The organism is Blautia segnis (assembly GCF_014287535.1).
GTDB lineage: Bacteria > Bacillota > Clostridia > Lachnospirales > Lachnospiraceae > Blautia_A > Blautia_A acetigignens.
On the sequence record NZ_JACOOT010000004.1, the window covers coordinates 1 to 19,564 of the forward strand.

The following is a 19,564-nucleotide window of genomic DNA, read 5'->3' on the forward strand; positions in this document are numbered from 1 at the left end:
ATTTACGATCAGGAGCAGCCGGATGGCAGATTCCTGAAGCACATAAAGTTCCGTTTTCCGGTGTATTTTGGAGACAGGGAAACACAGGAACTTTGTTGGGACAACGAAAGTACCGTTGAAACTGTCATATTACCATATCTTCCAATGGAGATATTATGGCATGCAGAAGGGTGACAGACAGTAAAGTGGCCAATATTTTTGAAGACCGACTGGCAGACGTCTGGATCTGTCAGATGGAAAAATACAGAGATTATGATAAATTTGTAAAATGCAGCAAATGTGAACTTAAAGCATGGTGCCGGGGATGTCCGGCAGTTGCCAATGGAACAAGCGGTAACTTTTATGGAGCTGATCCGCAGTGCTGGAAGACTAGAAATGAGATTACCGGGGAGATATTGGAGGAGCGATAAGATGGATTTAGCAACATGTCTGAAAAAAATGAAATTGGTGGGAGTGCTTGCATTTGCAACAGTGGACAGTGAAGGAGCACCACAGATACGGAATATCAGCGCGATTCATTATGAGCCGGATGCACTCTATTTTTTCACCGCCAGAGGTAAAAATTTTTGTAAAGAATTAATGGAAGATGGCAGGGTTCAGATTCTTGCTTATACCAAATACAAAGAAATGATTCGGTTGTCTGGAAAGGCTTACGCAGCAGCAGAGAATGAACAGAAAAAATGGATGGACATTATTTTTGAAGAGCAGCCATATCTTGCTAATGTATATCCAGGGGATACAAGAGAAATCGGAATTATTTTCTGTATTGATAAGGCGGAAGTGGAGTATTTTAATCTTGGCGTAAATCCAATTTTCCGGGAGACATATATTCTGGGAGATATAAGTGTAAAAGAAAAGGGATATTACATAACGGAATCCTGTATCGGCTGCGGGAAATGTATGAGACATTGTCCACAGAAATGTATTGAGAAGGGAACACCTTTTGTTATCCGGCAGGAGCACTGTCTGCACTGTGGAAACTGTTATGAAAACTGTCCGGTGAAAGCGGTGATCAGGAAATGAATCAGGATGACAGAAGAAAATATTTAATTAAAGGATTATTGAAAGAGCGACCAGAGTATGAGAACATGCAGATCCCAACAGACACAAGTGAGCAGAAAATGCTGCTCAGATCGCTTATGAATATAAGAATGCCAGGGAAAATGGATCATGCATTTTTGCAGATTCAGGATGCATACCTTTCGGAAGAAAATGAGAAGAAAGGGATTGTTACATTGGCAGATATCAGGGAGGTTCAACCTGATCTTTCTATCTGGAAGGGTGATATTACAAGGCTTAAGGTGGGGGCAATTGTAAATGCGGCAAACAGCGGTATGACAGGATGCTATCATCCCTGTCATAACTGTATTGATAATTGTATACATACTTATGCAGGAATTCAGCTTCGGAATTATTGTAATGATATGATGATGAAACAGGGACACGAAGAACCGACAGGTCAGGCAAAAATTACTCCGGCATTCAATTTGCTCTGTGATCATGTGATTCATACAGTTGGTCCAATCGTACAGGGAAAGCTGACAAAGGAACATGAGCATTTACTGATATCCTGCTATGAATCGTGTCTTAGGATAGCTGATGAGAATGAGGTAAAGAGTATTGCTTTTTGCTGCATTTCAACGGGGGTGTTTATGTTCCCAAATAAAAGAGCTGCTGAGCTTGCAGTGCAGACAGTAAAGCAATATAAAGAAAAGACAAAATCAAAGATAAAGGTGATATTTAATGTTTTTAAAGAGGAAGATGAACGACTCTACAAACAGTTACTCGGATAAGATCTTACAGATAAAAGAAAAAATTGGGGAAGCAGATGCTGTTGTAATAGGGGCTGGTGCGGGATTTTCCACATCAGCCGGCTTTGTGTATAACGGTGAAAGATTTGAAAAATATTTTTCGGATTTCAGAAAGAAATATGGATTTTCCGATATGTATGCAGGAGGCTTCTACCCATATAAAACATTGGAAAAGCACTGGGGATACTGGTGCAGGTATATCTATATCAACCGTTATATGAATGCTCCCAGACCAGTATATCAGAACCTGTATGATCTGGTGAAAGAGAAGGATTATTTTGTTCTGACAACAAATGTGGATCATTGTTTCCAGAAGGCCGGCTTTGATAAAAACAGAATATTTTATACACAGGGCGATTATGGGTTGTTTCAATGTAGTGAGCCTTGCCATAAGGAAACCTATGACAATGAAGACAAGATTAAAAAAATGGTGCTGAGTCAGGGATTTCAGATAAAAGACGGGGAACTGCAAAAACCGGAAGACGGAGAAATAAAGCTTACGGTTCCGGCGGGGCTGATTCCATATTGCCCGCGTTGTGGTAAGCCAATGAGTATGAATCTTAGATCGGATCAGACATTTGTTGAAGATAACGGATGGCACCGGGCAGCAGAAAAGTACGAGAAATTTATACAGGATCATAAAAAGCAGAAAATAGTGTTCCTTGAACTTGGGGTAGGATATAATACTCCTGGTATTATAAAATATCCGTTTTGGCAGATGACAAGCACATTTCAACATGCATTTTATGTGTGTCTGAACCAGGGTGAAGCATATGCGCCGGAAGAAATAAGGAGAAAGTCTGTCTGCATGAATGAAGATATCGGAGTGGTTCTGAAAGAACTGTAGACTTGACAGACAGATTCGATTGGAGTTTTAGTATAGAATTGAATAACGGTAATAGAGAAAAAGTAATTAGAACATAATAATCCATTTTCAAGTAGCATAACTATATAAGGGGCTGTCGGGAAATAGACAGCCCCTTTGCCTGCTATTTCAAAAAATCATCAGCCGGAACCAAAATACATGCGCAAAAATTCTCCACAGGCTGGAAGCACTTGAGAATAAGCTGTTTTTGAAGCCGGGTACTATATGTCTGAAGGTGATAGCTTTTACCGTTTACTGCAACATCGGTATAAGCGGCCAGAAGCTTTTTATCATTTTGGGGAAATACCTGATAGAGAGAATGCCCCAGCACTTCTTCCGGCATTTTCTTTTCCAGAAAGAGCAGTTCTTTGTTACAATACCGGAACACGAAATCAATTCCGGCTCCGTTTTCGTTGAAAATAAGCTCGATCACGCAAAAGGCAAGGGGCATGTTATCCAATACGGAGAAACGTGTACAGATATCGGTGGATGTAATTTTGGAAAGCTCATGACGCAAAGCTTTGTTTAGCTGTTTATGGCTGGCGGCACCACGTTTACGACCTTCCAGACAGGTGCCGTCCAGCATGTGATAGGTACAGTTTTCTATGTATTTAATCTGTTCTTTGGCAACTACAGTTCCCTTATTGATGCAAATATAGTTATAAGGTCTAAGCTCCTTGAACAGGTCCTTCACTGTGATAAAAGTTTTTATTACACGTTCGTCAGTTGTATAGATACAAGTCTTATTATTCTGTCTAAGCAAATATTTGATATCATTAATATGGATATTATATTTCTTGAAAAACTTTAATACTTTCTCATCCATATAAATGCCCCTCCCGATTTTTATTGTAAGTATACCATATCTGTAAAGATTTGTCAGTATAAATTGAAGATATCCGGGTCAAAATATCAGGAACCTAATATAGGAAGGGGAAAATATCTTTAGATTCCAGAATTATTTGAAAAATAAGGCATTATACCGAAAATCGTTTAACCAGATTTGCAGAAACCTCGATTTTGCAGGTGTGCTGTCTTGGCTCTTCAATTTGGGAGAGCAATTCTCTGGCCGCAACCTGTCCCATATAATGCCTGGGGACGCTGATGGTAGTAAGCGCAGGATCAATAATGCGTCCTTCGGAAACATTGTCAAAGCCAACTACTGCAATTTGTTCCGGAATCTTGTAGCCCCGCAGGCGCAGAGCCTTGATGGTGCCGATTGCAATCAGGTCATTATCTGCGAAATAGCAGTCTGCCAGGGCATCGCCGCGGTCGATCACAGCCAGCATGTCTGCCATTGCACCATCAATAGACGGGGAAAGCTGGTGGATAATGCAGCGGGAACGAGACATTCCATTGGCATGGACTGCATGATAAAAGCCCTCAAGTCTTTCAGAAAAGTTACGAAGAGGATATGCAGACTGCAGATATCCAGGCTGTTTCATTCTGCGGCTGATCAGGTAATCTGTGGCCAGGTACGCTCCCTGGCGGTTGTTTGGGACTACATAATTGCAGTTCAGATTTTCAAAGTAAGCATCCAGAATTACTACCGGGAAAGGAAGCTTTAAAAACGGCCGAACCATTTCTTCACGCATTTCTGTACCAAATAAAATGATCCCCACACAATCTGTAGTTCGAAGATCTTCCAGATAATGCTCCAGGTTGTCCCTTTTCTCATAGAAGGTGATGACCTTCAGCTTGTAGTTGCCTTTTTGCACCATGGACTCCATGCCCTCAACCATTGCGTCAAAAATAGGGGAATAGGACATGATGGCATTATGGGAACGGTAGCTGACTGCATAGATGCTTCCGACTTTATTTTTCTTTAAAGAAAGCCTGGTAAAGTCATAGCCGTATTTCTCTGCGGCTTCTACTACCATGCGGCGGGTTTCGGTGCTGACGCCAGGCTTATTGTTCAGTGCCATGGAGACAGCAGTCTGTGAAAGCTTCAGCTTTTTGGCCAGTTCTTTTGCAGTAATGGGCATTTTCGTCACCTCCCGGATAAAGTTTCTTATGTTGTATATATTGTACTTCTTAATTGAAAAATAAACAATATATTTGCCGGAAATAAAGTAAAAATAAAGTTGAAAAAACTTTATTTTTTATTGGAATAAAGTTGAAGGAGACATATACTAGAGCCATAAGGAAAAGCAAATACGATATAAAAAAATAACGAAAGTTGTGAGATAATTTGAAGCTTTCCTGAAATCGGACAAAACAAAATCAGTAAAAAGTATATGTAAAAAATTAAAATTATAAGGAGGAATGCAAAAAATGGCAAAGATTAAAATCGGCTACGCGCCAACCAGAAGAAGCATTTTCAGTGCACCGGACGCAGTTAAGTATCGTGGACTTACTGCAGACAGATTAAGAGAGTTAGGAATTGATTTTGTAGATATCACAGATGTAAATGAAGAAGGTCTTCTTTATGACGAAGCGGGCCGCATCAAAATTGCAGAGAAATTCAAAAAAGAAAAAATCGACGGACTTTTCCTTCCTCATTGCAACTTCGGAACTGAGTTCGAGTGTGCAAGACTTGCAAAGGAATTAAACGTACCGGTTCTTCTGTGGGGACCTCTTGATGAGAGACCAGATGAGAACGGCGTTCGTCTTCGTGACACCCAGTGCGGACTTTTTGCAACAGGTAAAGTACTTAGAAGATTCCGTGTTCCATTTACTTATATGACAAACTGCAGACTGAACGATCCTGTATTCGAGAGAGGCCTTCGCGATTTCATGGCTGTCTGTAACGTAGTAAAAACCTTCCGCAACATGAGAATTCTTCAGATTTCCACAAGACCATATGAGTTTTGGTCAACCATGTGCAATGAGGGTGAGCTTCTTGAAAAATTCAACATTCAGCTGACTCCTATCCCAATGCCTGAGCTTACAGATGAGATGAAGAAAGCGAAAGCAGAGGGAACTGAGGTTGCAAAGGTTGTTGAGTATTGCCGTGCAAACATGGAAATCTGCGTAAAAGACAATGAGCTTGAGAACGTAGCTGCTCTTAAGGTTGCGATGGGAAATCTCATTAAGAAATATGGCTGCCAGGCAGCTGCAATCCAGTGCTGGAACCAGCTGCAGAGTGAAATCGGAATTATGCCATGTGCAGCAAATGCTCTTTTGAACGAAGAGGGAATTCCGGTTGTATGTGAGACTGACATTCACGGAGCAATTACAGCTCTTCTTGTTGAGGCAGCAGCACTTGACGATACCAGAAGCTTCTTTGCAGACTGGACTATCCGTCATCCTGATATTGAGAACGGCGAGCTTCTTCAGCATTGCGGACCATGGCCGATTTCTGTTGCAAGAGAAACACCGAAGCTTACTTATCCGTTGGCATTCAGCCATCCGGGAAGCATTACAGCAGAAGCAAAACATGGAGAAGTTACTCTGGCACGTTTTGATGGTGATAACGGAGAATACTCCATGCTTCTTGGAAAAGCCAAAGGCGTTGACGGACCGAAAGGAATGGGTACTTACCTGTGGGTTGAAGTGGAGAATATCAAACGTCTGGAAGCTAAGATCGTAGAGGGACCATATATCCATCACTGCGTAGGTATCCATAAGGATGTAGTTCCGGTACTTTACGAGGCATGCAAATATATGGGCATCACTCCTGATTTATATGATCCTATTGAAGAAGATGTGAAAGCATATTTAAGAGGTGAATGAGAATGGAAAATTTAAAGGCAAAATCTTTTGACTTAAGAAAAGATACTGTAGACATTATCGTTGCCGGAAAGGGCGGTCATATCGGTGGTGATATGAGCGTGATCGATACTCTGATCAGCCTGTATTTCTGTCAGATGAATGTTTCTCCGGAAAGACTTGATGACCCGGATCGCGACCGCTTTGTACTCAGCAAGGGTCATTCTGTAGAAGCGTATTATGCAGTGCTTGCAGCAAGAGGATTTCTGGATCTGGATGATATCAAAGCAAACTTCTCTAAGTTTGGTTCTAAATATATCGGACATCCGAACAATAAGCTTCCCGGAATCGAAATGAATTCCGGATCTCTCGGACATGGACTTCCGGTTTGTGTGGGCATGGCTCTCGCAGGCAAAAAGGACAACAGAGATTACCGTGTTTATACAGTAATGGGTGACGGTGAGTTAGCTGAAGGCTCTGTATGGGAAGGCTTCATGGCAGGACATCAGTACAAGCTGGACAACCTTTGCGCAGTAATCGACCGTAACCGTCTTCAGATTTCCGGAAATACAGAGGATGTTATGGGACATGACGATCTTCATGAACGTATCCGTTCCTTTGGATGGCATGTAATTGATGTAAAAGACGGAAATGATATTGACCAGTTAAATGCGGCTTTTGAGGAAGCAAAAACAGTAAAAGGAAAACCAACGGCAGTGATCGCCAATACTGTAAAGGGCTGTGGATCTTCTGTAATGGAAAACAAAGCAAACTGGCATCACAAGGTTCCGACCCAGGAAGAATATGATCAGATCATTGCGGATTTTGCAGCAAGAAAGGAGGCCGCTCTTCATGAATAAGATTCCAAACAGACAGGCAATTTGTGAAGTATTGATGGATAAGGCGAAAGACGATAAAGATATTATGGTGCTTTGCAGTGATTCCAGAGGCTCTGCATCTATGACACCATTTGCAGATAATTTCCCGGAACAGTTTGTTGAGACAGGTATTGCAGAGCAGAATCTGGTAAGTATTTCAGCAGGTCTTGCAAAATGCGGCAAGAAACCTTTCGCGTGCTCCCCGGCTTGCTTCTTATCAACAAGAAGCTATGAGCAGGCTAAGATTGATGTTGCATACTCCAACACCAATGTTACCCTGATCGGTATCAGCGGCGGTGTAAGCTATGGTGCGCTTGGAATGAGCCATCATTCTGCACAGGACATTGCTGCTATGGCTGCAATTCCAAACATGCGAGTATATCTTCCGAGTGACCGTCATCAGACAAAACATCTGATTGAGGCCCTGTTAAAGGATGAGAAGCCAGCTTACATCCGTGTTGGCAGAAACCCGGTTGAGGATATTTATACAGAAGATAACTGCCCATTTGAAATGGACAAGGCTACTGTTCTGAAAGAGGGAACAGATGTTGCGATCATCGCATGCGGCGAGATGGTTCGCCCGGCTTTCGAGGCTGCCAAATTACTGGAGACTCAGGGAATTTCCGCAACTGTACTGGATATGTACTGCGTGAAGCCTCTGGATGCTGAGGGCGTTGTGAAGGCTGCCAAGAATGTAAAGGCTGTTATCACAGTTGAGGAGCATGCACCGTTTGGCGGACTTGGCTCTATGGTTGCACAGGTTGTTGGTGCAGAGTGCCCGAGAAAAGTGCTGAACATGGCTCTTCCGGATGCTCCGGTTATCACAGGAACCTCACAGGAAGTATTTGATTATTATGGATTAAATGCTGAAGGAATTGCTAAGAAGGCAGTTGAAGCTCTGAAATAAGAGCCGGGATTTTTCTTGAAAGATTTTACAGATAAATAATGAACAGGCTCAGGCGTGACTGACAGACTGCAGAAATGCAGATCCAGGGGATCCAAAGGCTGTGCATGCATCGTAAGGTGCGAGGACAGCAGGGGTACCTGGTCAGGCACGCCTGTCGTTGTATTTTAGAAAAAAGAGGATAGCAAAAATGGCAAAATATATCATAAGTATTGATCAGAGTACCCAGGGTACCAAGGCGCTTCTTTTCGATGAGATTGGCAGTATTATGCGCCGCACAGACCGTCCGCATAAGCAGATCATCAATGAGAAGGGATGGGTTTCCCATGATCCGGAGGAGATTTACAGCAATGTACTTGAGGTTGTACGGGAACTGCTTGAGGGTGTTGAAAAAGAATGTGTGGTTGGTCTTGGCATCAGCAACCAGCGCGAAACCTCCCTTGCATGGAACCGTATTACAGGTAAGCCTTATGGAAATGCAGTTGTATGGCAGTGTGCCCGTGCGGTGGATGTGTGCGCCCGTGTGGAGGCTGCCGGTGCGGCTGAGGTGATCCGCCAGAAAACAGGAATGAATCTTTCTCCATATTTCCCTGCTTCTAAAATTGCATGGCTTCTGGAAAATGAAGAAGGTGCAAAGGAGGCAGCAGAACGTCACGAAATCTGTCATGGTACTATTGACAGCTGGCTGGTTTACAAGCTGACAAAAGGAAAGGAATACAGAACAGATTATTCCAATGCTTCCAGAACCCAGTTGTTTAATATTTTTGAGCTGAAGTGGGATGATGAGATCTGTAAGCTGTTTGGTATTGATCCGGCAAATATGGCAGAGGTGACAGATTCTGACGCTTGTTTTGGAGAAACTGATTTTGAGGGATTGCTTCCTCATAAAATTCCGATTCACGGTGTACTGGGTGATTCTCATGGAGCTTTATTTGGACAGGGATGTTTGCAGCCTGGCATGATCAAGTCTACCTATGGTACCGGTTCTTCTATCATGATGAACATCGGCGAGAAGCCGCTTCTGAGTACACACGGGGTTGTTACTTCTCTGGCATGGAAAATCGGCGGCAAGGTGAACTATGTGCTTGAGGGCAACCTGAATTATACAGGTGCTGTTATTACCTGGCTGAAGGATGATCTGCAGATTATTGCTTCACCTGGGGAGACTGGTCCATTGGCGAAGGCTGCAATTCAGGAGGATAGCCTGTATCTGGTTCCGGCATTTAGTGGTCTTGGTGCGCCCTACTGGGATAGCGAGGCAAGAGCGTCTGTTGTAGGTATGAGCCGTACTACCCACAAGGCAGAGTTTGTGAGAGCTGCACTTGAGTGTATTGCTTATCAGATTACAGATGTTGTACAGGCAATGGCTGAGGATGCGGGTGTTCCGGTGAAGGAGCTTCGCGTAGATGGCGGTCCCACCAGAAATGATTACCTGATGCAGTTTCAGAGTAATATTGCAGATACAGGAGTACTGGTTCCGGATTCAGAAGAGCTTTCTGCAATCGGACCGGCTTATGCAGCAGGATTGCAGCTTGGTGTCTGGGATGAAAGTATCTTCGGAAAATTGAACCGGGTTTCTTATAAGCCGGACATGGATGCCAAGAAACGAGAACAGAAGTATGCCGGATGGAAGAAGGCTGTGGCTTCGGTGATTACAAATAAATAACAATTGGTATTTAAGATGGTTTAGTCCGTCTCCTATATGCAAGCCCTATGAACAAGCTGGCCTATAAAGGGTCAGGACAGTGCTCATGGGGCTTGTCCTATGTCCATAAAATCCTGGTTTCTGACTACTTGTAAGAGGCGCAGGCAGTTTCATTTATCTGAAAAATTTACATAATGGTCTGAAAAATGAATATACCAATGAAATTGAAAAGACCTTATAATGAAAAATAAGACGAGCATGGAATTTGTGCTTTGGTCAGGTATTAAAGTAAGCAGTGTATGTGTTTAAATAGATTATGCAGCCAGAAAGAGAGGGTAATAAAATGCATGGAATTACGTTAACGAAGGCTCCGGCAGATTGGGAAATTTTGCAGCAGGAGAATGGTAAGGCAACTGTGGCTTTAAAGGGAAACTTTCAGGTTCATCCGGCAGCAATTGAAGTGGGGGTTGAAAGGGTTACTCCGGTTGTGAGGGTTATGAGTGAGGATGACAATATGACGGTAATTCCCTGGACAAATGCAGATCATTTCACATGTAATGAGAAGTTTCAGGGAGAATTTGAGGTGACGCTGGAGATTCCGGCCGGAGGACCTTACAGGATTGATACCAGCCTGGAAACAAAGAGCACTGTTCCGGATCTCACATGGCTCTATCGTGGAGACTGTGTGCTCCATCTGGGAGTAGGAAACCTGTTTATTATTGCAGGTCAATCTAATTCAGCGGGATACAGCAGGGATTTTTGCATTGATCCGCCTAGCATGGATGTGCATTTGTATCGTAACAGAAGCAAGTGGGATATTGCAAGCCATCCTATGAATGAAAGTACTTTTGCCGGATCGCTAGCCAACGAAGAGATGGGTGTGCCGGGGGTATCTCCTTATCTTGCGTTTGGAAAGACTTATGGGAAAATGACAGGAATGCCTGTGGGATTGATTCAGACTTCTCTTGGCGGTTCTCCTATGGAAAGATGGAATCCAAAGGACGGAGATTTGTACTTAAATATGGTGGATAAGATTCATGAGACCGGGGGAAGATATGCAGGAGTGCTCTGGTATCAGGGATGCTCAGACACCAATCCGGGACCGGCAGAAAAATATTTGGAGCATTTTAGGGAGTACGTGGAAGCAACCAGAAAAGAACTGGGATACGAGATCCCGTTTTTTACCATGCAGCTGAACAGACAGATCAATGGAATCAATGACGAGTGCTGGGGAATGGTGCGTGATGCCCAGGCAAGAGCTGCGAAGGAGATTCCGGGAGTTTCTGTTTTGACAACTTCCAATTTAAGCCTTTGCGATGGAATTCATAATACAGCACAGGCTAATGTAGCGCTTGGAGAAAAGCTGGCGAAGCAATGTGCCCATGTGTTAAATGGAAAGGAAGAGTATCAGCCGCCTGAGCTTGTAAAGGTTGAGAGAGCAGACGAAGCGGAAAAAAAGAGCTTTCAGCTGGAGGGAAGCGGAATCTGGCTGAAGCTTACCTGCGATCATGTTAAGAATTGTTTCCTGGTTTACTCAGCAGAGGGAAAAGACAGCGGGTTTACTTTGACAGACAGTCAGGGTGAGGTGGAGATCCTTCACATTCGCGGAAACAGAGAGAACAAAAATCATCTTTATCTGGAATTAGCCCGAGAAGTGGAGGATGAAGCAGAGCTTTCCTTTGTATGGCAGGCAGATCCGATTAAACAGCCACCAGTGGACGAAGTGACCTTTTTGCCGCTTCTGTCTTTCTATAAGAAATCAATAAAATTATAATAAATTCAGCCTGCCCACGGCAGTGCAACGAAAATCGCCTGCGGGCAGAATGGAGTATTGGAAAACATGAGAGAAGTCAATTGGAACAATGTAAAAAGAGAAGCACCAAAGTGGTTTCGAGATGCAAAGTTTGGATTATTTTTTCACTGGGGACCATATAGCGTTCCGGCATATCAAAACGAGTGGTATTCCAGAAATATGTACTGCAAAGGCTTAGAGCAGAACCAGTACCATGAGAAAACCTATGGAAGTCTTCATGACTTTGGCTATAAGGACTTTTATGATATGCTCAAAGGAGAAAAATTTGATCCGGATCAGTGGGCTTCTCTTGTAAAGCGTTCCGGTGCAAAATATGCCGGTGCAGTTAGTGAGCATGCAGATAATTTTTCCATGTGGGACAGCGCAGTTAATCCAATTAATAGTATGAATTATGGTCCTCACCGTGATATTGTGGGAGAATGCACAGAGGCCTTTCGCAAGCAGGGAATTCGTACAGTGGCAACCTTTCACCATCAGTGGCTGTGGGGATGGTTTATGTCAACGGATAATGAGGCGGATGTGTATATTCCGGAAAACGAAAAATATTACGGTCCTGCACTGCCTCTTGAGACAAATCGCTATATTCCTTATCGCTATCCGGACGAAGCATTTTGCAAAAGCTGGCGGGATAAGGTGTTGGAGGTTATCGACAAGTATGAGCCGGATGAGGTGTATTTTGACAGCCGTACCTGCATTATCCAGGAAGATTACCGTTATGATGTAGCCGAATATTATTACAACACCAGAGGAATTAAGGACGGAATCATTACATACAAGCAGGAGGACTATCCTAAGGATATCGGTGTTTATGATATTGAGTGCGGAAGATTTTCTTCCCCAAAGGACTTCCCATGGCAGTCTGACGACCGTCTGGAGGATAATATTACCTGGTGTATGGTACAAAATCCGAAATATAAATCAGCAGAGAGGATCATCCATCAGCTTTGCGATATTGTATCCAAGAATGGAAACCTTCTATTAAATGTAGGCCCATATGCGGATGGTTCCTTCCATCCGGATGCAGTGCGTATTCTGGAAGAAATCGGAGACTGGCTGGCCTTAAACGGTGAAGCAATTTATGAGACAAGGCCATTTAAGGTGGCAGCAGAAGGTCCTACTACAGTAGATGATGCCAATTATGATGTGGGAAAAATTCAGGAGCAGCTTGATAAGGGGGATGCTGTTGATGTGCATAGTGATACTCTTACTGCTCAGGACTTCCGCTTTACCACACATGGCGATGCTCTTTATGCTATTGCATTTGGCTGGCCCGAGGATGGAGAGTTCCGTATCCGTACACTTCGTAAGGGTGGTGCTCTTGACGGTGAGATTAAGAAGGTAACTATGCTGGGAAATGAAGGTGAGCTTGCTTTTTACAGAAAAGAAGACGGGCTTTATGTAAAAGCACCGGAAAAGAAGCCTTGTGATTGTGCTTATGTTTTGAAAATTAATTGATTTTTTCCATACGAAATCCCCACTGAAATGATTGCTGTATAAGCAAAGCTTCAGGTGGGGATTTTTAAATTAATTTTGTGATTCTGCGAAATTTTCATTTTGCCTTTGAATATATTCGTCCAGTCCGTCAGAGCGCATTTGCGTTAACACATTTTCCCACATGTCTACGGCATCGTCATTTCCGATAATACAGCTTATGAATTGTTTAAATGCATTGGAGGTGCTAAATTCCTCTGTTGGTTCTTTTGGATAGCTCATAAATGCATAAGGGCGGCTGACCTGCGTAGTGTGCTCCTTGCAGTAATTAGCGGATTCAGAAGCAAGAATAGTTGCAAATTTTCCATAACGGAGCGTATTCATATCATTGACTTCAAAATCTTTCCAGCTTCCGCCCCAGGTTGCAATATTGGAAAACAAAATAGAAGATGGATATTTTCTGGCAAGAGCTGTGGTAAGGCTTTCTCCTTTTGTATCCAGAAGGCAGGAATAATTTCCATCTTTATCCTTTTCATAATCAATTCCCTCTAATCCATAATGACAGAAATCCTGTCCTTCATCAGAAAGAAGAAATTCAAATAGAGCAAGAATGCGCTCTGCCTTTGTATCGTCTACATCCGAGGAAATATAAGATTCTGACCAGAAGCTGCTGGAGGAATTACTGTATCGAATCCCGTCCTGTGCGGGAAAAACAGGGAGTACATCCACACAGTCCTCAAAGGACTTGTCATTTAAGACATCCCATCTGTTTTTTAATTCCATAAGTGAAGAAGGGGAGGATTTATATTCCAGGGCACCGAGCCGTCCTGCTGCGAAGTCGTCCATAACAGCGGAGGGAGATTTGGTGTAAAAATCAGGATCCAGCCCACCCTTTTCGTACAGCAGGCGATAATCCTTTACTACTTGCTTAAATGCATCAGTGGACCAGGATGGAACATAGAAACCGTTATTTTCCGTCCAGGAATAAACATTGCATTCGGGAGCGATGCCAAGAATCACCCATTTTCCAAGTGCATTTATGGAATTAACATTGTAACCAAGCGTATCATCAATGCCATTTCCATCCGGATCATTTTTGGCAAAAGCAATAGTCATGTCTGCAAAATCCTGAAAGCTTTCCGGATTGGAAATCCCAAGGCTATCCATCCAGTCCCGGCGAACCAGCATGGCAGCATCTGTAGCACCAAGAACTGGATCCAGAAAGGAAACACGGGGAATGGCATAATACTTGCCATCTGTATATCGGGTATAGGATACAGAATTCAAAATCTCATTCAGGCGCGGATAGTCTGTCAGATCCTCAGGCAGAGCACGGATGACTCCGGTATTGATAAAATCAGAAAAGGTTGCGGAGTCATTATTGTCGTTGGAAGAAAGTGTTAATGTGGCAAAAACATCAGGAAGGCTTCCGGTAGCACTTAAAATCTGATAACGCTCTTTGTAATTTGACCAGGTTACAGCTACCGGTTCCAGCGTAATATTAAATAAATCTTCAATATACTGAGTCATAGCATCTGGTTCGGCTGCTTTTTCCATCTCCTCAATATTCCAGTAGCCAACACTGATATTTAAATGTTCATCAAAGGACAGATTCTGAATGGATTCAGGAAGCGCCTGACGGCTGGTTTTTGTAGTAGTTGAAGAGGAACCACAACCGGTGGTTGTGAAAATCAAAGTGGCTGCAATGGAAATCCCCAATAACTGTTTAGAAATAAGATTACACATGTTCTTCAGAATCCTTTCGATAAGCGGTGGGTGTACATCCTTTTACTTTTTTGAATACCTTTGCAAAATAAAAATAGTCACTGTAGCCAACCTGAGTGGCAATGGCAAATACGGTTTGGTCACTGTGTGCAAGAAGCCATGCAGCATGTTCGATCCGAAGGCTAGTCAGATAGCTGACAAAGGTTCCTCCTGTTTCCTGCCGAAAAATCTGACTGGCATAATTAGGATTGATGCTGCAGTATTCTGCAAGATTTTGTATGGAAATATCTTCCTGATAATGCTTCTCTGTATAATCAATCATCATCTGCACAGACTTGTGGGAAGAAACAAGATGCTGAGGATGAAAAATGTTTGGCTGCTCTTCCAAAGAAGCTTCTTGATTTTCTGCTTTTTGCTCCTGCTCCTGAAGAAGCTGATAGGCCTTTTGCATGGAATCCATAAGCTCACTTCGGGAAAATGGCTTCAAACAGTATCCGATAGCATTGTGAAACATTGCTTTCTGAGCATACGCAAATTCAGCATGTCCACTTATCATAATGAAAAGAGTTGATAAGCCTTCCGCATGAGCTGCCTGCAGAATTTCCAGTCCACCCATGCCAGGAAGTCTTACATCCACAAATGCAAGGGCCGGTTGATGAATACGGATATATTCAAGACCGGAAAGACCGTCATAAAATTCTGTGATGATTTCAAAATAGTCCTGATTTTTGATGGTAGCAATCAGACTTTTTACAACCCATTTTTCGTCGTCAATTACAATTGCCTGATACATATAAATATTCTCCTTTAGATGCCCTGGTGAAGAGGTGAACTGTTACGAGATTTGCAAAGAATCACTTGTCTGATAAGGAACTCGCAGCTGAATATTGGTTCCTACACCTTCCTCGGAGTCAATGATAAGAGTATAGTCAGCTCCATAATAAAGCACCATACGGCTATTGACATTTAGAATTCCGATGCTGTCGTGATTCTGCGCATCCATTTTTGCCAGATCAGCAGAAGCATCTCCGGTTTTATCATGGACGGAAGCCGCAATGGAATGGCGCAGCTCCTGTAATTTTTCCGGAGGCATGCCCACACCGGTATCAAAAATCCAGATGGCCAGATAACCGTGCCGGGGATTTCGTCCGGCACCGATCAGAATAGAGCCTGGTTTCAGACTTTTTTCCAGTCCATGGACAATTGCATTTTCTACCAGTGGCTGGATGACCATTTTGGGTATCAGGCAGTCATAGGCATCATCAGAAAAATTATATTCAATGGTGAAGCGATCTGCGAAGCGTTCCTTTTGGATCATCAGATAAGATTTTACGATTTCCAGCTCTTCCCGCAGAGAAACCATGTCGTTCCCTTTAATGCTGTATCGAAAAATCTGGGAAAGTGCACCTGTAACCAGAATAATCTTATCAGTCATGCCTTCTGCAGCCATACCGCAGATCATGGTAAGCGTATTGTAAAGAAAGTGCGGATTAATCTGGCTTCGCAGAAATGCAATTTCTGTTTTGCGGTTGTTGGCTTCCAATTCATACATTCTGGTATAGGAATCAAAAATGGTATGATTCAGTTCTTCGGTTTTGATCAGCATTTCGTTAAATGCGTTAAAAATATCGTTGATTTCAGTAGATCCAATTAAGCCCTGATGAATCTGAGCCCCTTTTTTGATTGCTTTTCTGTTTCCGGCAGAAATACTTTTCATAAAATCAATCAGCTGCTTCAGCGAATCCAAAAATGGCTTGTAAAGGAAGGTTACAAAGAGGAAAACCAGCAGAAGTATAGCACCTGTAGCGAGAAACTGACGCAGGGAAATAGTCTGGATCTGGCTGGTTAGCTGACTTTTGTCTACAAGCACATAAAGGGAAAGCCCAAGCTTGCGAAAGGAATAGCATTTTGCGATATAGGTTATCGGAGAGCTGTTTGCTTTTACTTCGTAGGTGTCTGTTTCAGACTGAGGTGCGGGGGTGCTAAGAACAGTACGGTAAAGGCTTCTTGTTCCATAAATCAGCTCTTGCTGTGCATTTGCAAACAGGATTTCCGGTTCATAAAGCTTCTGGCTATTCATATTGGTCATAGAGTTGCTAAGCAGATGATTAATGTCAATGGCCAGAAAAAGGATGCCAAGGCGCTGGCTCTGCCCGGTACCTAAGGTACAGATCGGCATGGCAAGGATATGGCAGTTGGTTCCGTTTATTAAGGTGGTGCCAACGGTGCAGTAGGGAAACGAGGTTTCGTCAAGCTTATCGGCAAAGGGCTTGTAGCTGAATGCAGATCCTCCAAGGGAGGCAAAGGTTCCGTCCTGTCCGTAAACTGCAATATCAGAAATATATGGATTCAGAAGGAAGGTATTTTCCAGCTGTGTTCGCAGTTCCTGATAAGCTTCATAGGAACTCTGCCTGTTCTTACTGCTGAGAAAATCCTGAACTACAGAGCTGTATGCCGCGCTATAGCATATATTTTCGTAGCTATCGTAGGCTTCCTGGGTATTTTTGGCAAGCTGCGAGGAGTAAGAGTCCAGACTGCTGCTAAGAAAGTCAGTCTGTACCCGAACGTAATCCTGAGTGTTGTATAGTGTAATGCCTGCCGTGCAGACAATAAATAATACTAAGATAATAGAAAACTGCCGTCCAAGGGGAAGCAGGATTGTTTTGTGCTTTTTCATATATAATGCCTGTCCTTTCTTAATCCTATTTTACAATAAATCCTTTACAGGGTGTCATGGAAAATTATTGGACAAACCTGAGAATATTCCATATTTAGCGGGAAAACTCTGAAAAAAATGTAAAATATACATGAAAAAATTATGAATCTTCCATTCAAACACTGCGATTTATACAATACAATAATTACATCAGAAAAACAAGACCGGAAGGAGAGAGAAATATGGCGAAAAGGTCAAATACCACGTCTATTCCATATGCGGCAAAGAAAAAAACATTCTGGCAACTGCTATGGAAACAGAAAGCCCTTTGCATTATGGCACTGGCACCGCTGATCATGCTGATCATTTTCAAATATGTTCCAATGTACGGAATTCTGATCGCATTTAAGAATTATAAAGCATCAAAAGGTGTCTGGGGCAGCAACTGGCTGGAGCCTGTGCTGAAAAATTTTATTAAATTTTTTAAAAATGTAAACAGTGGACAGATTATATGGAACACACTGAAAATCGGAGTTCTGAATCTGCTATTTACGTTCCCGGCGGCAATTATTTTTGCCATTCTGCTGAATGAGTTAAGAGGAAAGGTATTCAAAAGTGCGGTACAGACAATTTCTTATATTCCTCATTTCCTTTCTGTAGTAGTTATCTGTTCCATGCTAAATGGATTTGGCTCTACTACCGGACTTTTCAACGATGTGAGAGACTTTTTGGGAATGGCGAGAGTGGACATGAATAATGGAAGCCAGTATTTCCTTCCTTTATATCTCGGTTCACAGGTATGGCAGACAGTAGGATGGAGTTCCATCATGTATTTGTCTGCACTATCCAATGTAGACGTAACCTTATATGATGTAGCAAATATTGACGGTGCAAACCGCTGGCAGAAGATCAAAAATATTATCTGGCCGACTATTAAGCCAACCACTACGATTCTTCTGATCATGAATCTTGGAAACGTGCTTGGAAACGCGCTGAACAGTGATTATACCAAGATCCTTCTGATGCAGAACGACACAAACAGAAGTCAGCTGGAAGTAATCGGAACCTTTGTTTACCAGAAAGGTATCGTGGAAGGTAAATTCTCGTATGCAACAGCCGTAAACCTGTTTATTTCAGTCATTGGTTTTGCTCTTGTATTTGGAGCAAACATGATTACCAGGAAAATCAACCCGGAAAACAGTTTGTGGTAGGAGGAAAAATTCATGTCATTTGGAAAAGCAAAAAAACAGAATAACAAAATACATATTGGCAGCAGAGCATTTGACGTGTTCCTCATTGCATTCATGATCATTGTATCGATTATATTTCTGTATCCGTTCCTGAATGTAATTGCCACTTCACTGTCTAGCAACCGCATGATCACAACCGGTCAGGTTACTTTCTTTCCAAAGGAATTTCATTTGGACGGATACAAAGCTTTATTCAAGGATGAGAATATCCTGGGAGCTTACTGGAACACGATTGTAATCGCCGTGGGAACTATGATCGTCAGCCTGGTGCTGAATTCCCTTATGGCTTACGTTATGATGGCACCGGAATTCGTACTGAGAAAACCATTGTCCATTATCCTGCTGATCACTATGTTTTTCAGTGGTGGTACAGTTCCTACTTACCTGCTGATCCAGAATCTGGGTCTGTATGACAGCTGGTGGTCACTGATTTTGCCAAATGCGGTAAGTGCTTACAATATTTTCATTTATCGTTCGTTCTATCAGGGAATTTCCCCGGAAATCAGGGAAGCCGCCCGAATTGACGGAGCCAGTGAGTTCCAGATTCTTACAAAGATTTATGTGCCCCTTTCAAAAGCATTGTACGCAACCTTCGGTCTGTTTTCCGTTGTTGGCGCATGGAACAGCTACTATGAAGCACTTCTTTACATTAAGGATCCTGCAAAACAGCCGATTCAGATGCTTCTTAGAAAAATTGTATTTACATCTGGTACTGCAAACATGAGTGATGCACAGCAGATGATCAGTAACGGTAACCTAAACAGTCTGAATGTACAGTATGCCTGCGTAATCGCAACCATAGGACCAATCCTTCTGGTATATCCGTTCATCCAGAAATACTTTGCACAGGGCGTACAGGTAGGAGCTGTTAAGGGCTGATATTCAGATTATACGGAAGCTGGGGGACAGCTTTCCTTATAAATAAAAGACACACG

The 19,564-nt window shown here is 42.8% G+C and carries 17 protein-coding genes; 12 read left to right on the forward strand and 5 right to left on the reverse strand.

Annotated elements, in window-relative coordinates; translation table 11 throughout:
- Positions 1 to 155: 155 nt before the first annotated feature.
- From H8S54_RS01705 to H8S54_RS01720, 4 genes are read left to right on the forward strand one after another with little or no spacing between them, the layout of a single operon-like run.
- A complete protein-coding gene (locus H8S54_RS01705; protein WP_243176589.1) occupies positions 156 to 410 on the forward strand; it encodes a hypothetical protein in 255 nt (84 codons plus the stop codon).
- A gap of 1 nt (position 411) precedes the next feature.
- Positions 412 to 1,023, forward strand: a complete 612-nt coding sequence (locus H8S54_RS01710; protein ID WP_021924889.1) for a 4Fe-4S binding protein — start codon at positions 412 to 414, stop codon at positions 1,021 to 1,023.
- Positions 1,020 to 1,793 (forward strand): protein-ADP-ribose hydrolase, encoded by a 774-nt coding sequence (locus H8S54_RS01715; RefSeq protein ID WP_021924888.1) that lies wholly within the window; start codon positions 1,020 to 1,022, stop codon positions 1,791 to 1,793. Before H8S54_RS01710 ends, H8S54_RS01715 begins: the two co-directional genes overlap by 4 nt.
- Positions 1,744 to 2,658, forward strand: a complete 915-nt coding sequence (locus H8S54_RS01720) for an SIR2 family NAD-dependent protein deacylase (protein WP_021924887.1) — start codon at positions 1,744 to 1,746, stop codon at positions 2,656 to 2,658. The genes H8S54_RS01715 and H8S54_RS01720 overlap by 50 nt, the downstream gene beginning before the upstream one ends.
- A gap of 142 nt (positions 2,659 to 2,800) precedes the next feature.
- Here H8S54_RS01720 and H8S54_RS01725 read toward each other — a convergent pair whose 3' ends face one another.
- Entirely contained in the window at positions 2,801 to 3,502 is a 702-nt protein-coding gene (locus tag H8S54_RS01725) for a LytTR family transcriptional regulator DNA-binding domain-containing protein (protein WP_021924886.1), read from the reverse strand.
- A 151-nt stretch (positions 3,503 to 3,653) separates the two neighbouring features.
- Positions 3,654 to 4,661 carry a LacI family DNA-binding transcriptional regulator gene (locus H8S54_RS01730; RefSeq protein WP_021924885.1) on the reverse strand — a complete coding sequence of 336 codons (1,008 nt, stop codon included), beginning with the start codon at positions 4,659 to 4,661 and terminating at the stop codon, positions 3,654 to 3,656.
- A gap of 289 nt (positions 4,662 to 4,950) precedes the next feature.
- Here H8S54_RS01730 and H8S54_RS01735 point away from each other — a divergent pair, with 289 nt between their 5' ends.
- The 6 genes from H8S54_RS01735 (at position 4,951) to H8S54_RS01760 (ending at position 13,022) form a co-directional block, all read left to right on the forward strand.
- Positions 4,951 to 6,351, forward strand: a complete 1,401-nt coding sequence (locus H8S54_RS01735) for an L-fucose/L-arabinose isomerase family protein (RefSeq protein WP_021924884.1) — start codon at positions 4,951 to 4,953, stop codon at positions 6,349 to 6,351.
- A 2-nt stretch (positions 6,352 to 6,353) separates the two neighbouring features.
- Positions 6,354 to 7,187: a transketolase gene (locus H8S54_RS01740; protein WP_021924883.1), complete on the forward strand. Its 834-nt coding sequence runs from the start codon at positions 6,354 to 6,356 to the stop codon at positions 7,185 to 7,187.
- Positions 7,180 to 8,112, forward strand: a complete 933-nt coding sequence (locus H8S54_RS01745) for a transketolase family protein (protein WP_021924882.1) — start codon at positions 7,180 to 7,182, stop codon at positions 8,110 to 8,112. Before H8S54_RS01740 ends, H8S54_RS01745 begins: the two co-directional genes overlap by 8 nt.
- 187 nt (positions 8,113 to 8,299) lie before the next feature.
- Positions 8,300 to 9,775, forward strand: coding sequence for an FGGY-family carbohydrate kinase (locus tag H8S54_RS01750; RefSeq protein WP_186900751.1), 1,476 nt, complete (start codon positions 8,300 to 8,302; stop codon positions 9,773 to 9,775).
- Between the two features lie 322 nt (positions 9,776 to 10,097).
- The gene (locus H8S54_RS01755; RefSeq protein WP_181987664.1) at positions 10,098 to 11,528 is read left to right on the forward strand and encodes a sialate O-acetylesterase; all 1,431 of its coding nucleotides are present in this window, start codon (positions 10,098 to 10,100) and stop codon (positions 11,526 to 11,528) included.
- 66 nt (positions 11,529 to 11,594) lie between these two features.
- A complete protein-coding gene (locus H8S54_RS01760) occupies positions 11,595 to 13,022 on the forward strand; it encodes an alpha-L-fucosidase (protein WP_117849494.1) in 1,428 nt (475 codons plus the stop codon).
- A gap of 69 nt (positions 13,023 to 13,091) precedes the next feature.
- Here H8S54_RS01760 and H8S54_RS01765 read toward each other — a convergent pair whose 3' ends face one another.
- The 3 genes from H8S54_RS01765 to H8S54_RS01775 are packed head-to-tail and all read right to left on the reverse strand — an operon-like array spanning position 13,092 to position 17,400.
- Positions 13,092 to 14,744: a type 2 periplasmic-binding domain-containing protein gene (locus H8S54_RS01765; RefSeq protein ID WP_186900752.1), complete on the reverse strand. Its 1,653-nt coding sequence runs from the start codon at positions 14,742 to 14,744 to the stop codon at positions 13,092 to 13,094.
- Positions 14,737 to 15,516, reverse strand: coding sequence for a response regulator transcription factor (locus H8S54_RS01770; RefSeq protein WP_186900753.1), 780 nt, complete (start codon positions 15,514 to 15,516; stop codon positions 14,737 to 14,739). Before H8S54_RS01770 ends, H8S54_RS01765 begins: the two co-directional genes overlap by 8 nt.
- A 42-nt stretch (positions 15,517 to 15,558) precedes the next feature.
- On the reverse strand, positions 15,559 to 17,400 hold the full coding sequence (locus H8S54_RS01775; RefSeq protein ID WP_186900754.1) for a sensor histidine kinase: 1,842 nt from the start codon (positions 17,398 to 17,400) through the stop codon (positions 15,559 to 15,561).
- 221 nt (positions 17,401 to 17,621) lie between these two features.
- Between H8S54_RS01775 and H8S54_RS01780 the strand changes: the two genes are divergently transcribed.
- Together H8S54_RS01780 and H8S54_RS01785 are read left to right on the forward strand one after the other, a co-directional pair.
- Positions 17,622 to 18,590, forward strand: coding sequence for an ABC transporter permease (locus tag H8S54_RS01780; protein WP_186900755.1), 969 nt, complete (start codon positions 17,622 to 17,624; stop codon positions 18,588 to 18,590).
- A 12-nt stretch (positions 18,591 to 18,602) separates the two neighbouring features.
- On the forward strand, positions 18,603 to 19,508 hold the full coding sequence (locus H8S54_RS01785; RefSeq protein WP_186900756.1) for a carbohydrate ABC transporter permease: 906 nt from the start codon (positions 18,603 to 18,605) through the stop codon (positions 19,506 to 19,508).
- Positions 19,509 to 19,564 lie beyond the last annotated feature (56 nt).